The organism is Thermoclostridium caenicola (assembly GCF_900142095.1).
In the GTDB taxonomy this organism is placed as follows: Bacteria; Bacillota; Clostridia; order DSM-8532; family DSM-8532; genus Thermoclostridium_A; species Thermoclostridium_A caenicola.
Window position 1 is genome coordinate 1 of the sequence record NZ_FQZP01000122.1, and the last position, 1,183, is coordinate 1,183.

Annotated in this window: 1 pseudogene; it reads left to right on the forward strand. The window is 52.3% G+C overall.

The annotated features are described in order from the left end of the window. A pseudogene (locus F3H12_RS13315) lies at positions 1 to 1,118 on the forward strand (hypothetical protein); the annotation flags it as partial. Positions 1,119 to 1,183 lie beyond the last annotated feature (65 nt).

Consider the following 1,183-nt stretch of genomic DNA (forward strand, 5'->3'; position numbering starts at 1 on the left):
ATGAGATAGAAGTCAGAAGCCTTGCCACCAATGACAACAGCAATGGAAGCAAGACAGAGGAGAAGGCCAATCTGAATCCGTCCAACTATGCTGCTACCGTATCGCAGTATGTGGAGGTATCGGGGCGGGTGTATGACTTCAAGGTGACCGATATTGAGGACCCGGGCTGGGAATCCTTCTTCCGCAAGGAGAAGGGAAAGCCGGAGCCTTCGGGTAAGGTGTTCTTCACAGGTCCTCGGAACATCAACGGGGAAAGGGAGGCCCAGAGGAAATACATCCTTCCGGTCATGCCCGGCAAGAACGACGAGCCCGGCTACAAGGACAGGGCAGTAAAGTTGGGCTATGCGGTGCGGTTTGAGGTAAGAACCATAGGCAACTACTACGACAGGTACGATTTTCTTCAGATCATGCCCACCTTCTACTTTGTGGACAGGAACGGGAAGAACAGGCAGGAGGTGGATCTCTACTATTCGACGCCGACCAATCCGCTGGTTAAGGTAAGTAGTCCGGAGGATACCCTGGCCCATGCCATGAAGCTTGACCTTAAGCGCAGGGGAATTGACCTGAAAGAATTCACGGATACGGCAGGTGCCATGTACCGCTTAAGAGGTGGCATGAACGAATACAGCGAGACGGAATGGAAGGAGATTTTCCCGAAGATATCCCAGAATGGGGTGAATGTTTTCAAATACCATAAGATCCTTCTGAGTGAACCTGTGAGAAGCTTTGTGGGGCCGCAGCGGGCGATTCCTGGGAGCGTGGACAAGGACAAGGCCCTGGCCTCGGTCCAGAAATGGTACGGGGAGTATTTCCTTCCGGCGGATTGCCTGGCTGTGCCGAAGGGGACCGATCTTTCAAAGGAAGGGAACCTGGCAAGAAGCTCGCCAGTCTTTTTGAAGGATGGGTACATCATCGTCAATTTCAAGAACATATCCGTGATCAACGATGATGATTTTGATAACCCGTCGCTGAAGTATACCGGTAAAACGGGAGACGGCTGGCGTTTAGAAGGGTACAACACCAATCAGAACGGTTGGGAATTGGAGCCTGGGGATGTGATTGTCTATTACGCAGACAAGCGGGCGACGGATGATTACTTCGGAGCAGGCACGCACTAGTGAGATTGCCACGCTCGTTTCACTCGCTCGCAATGACACTCAGGATATGGCTCTGCTGGGTTATG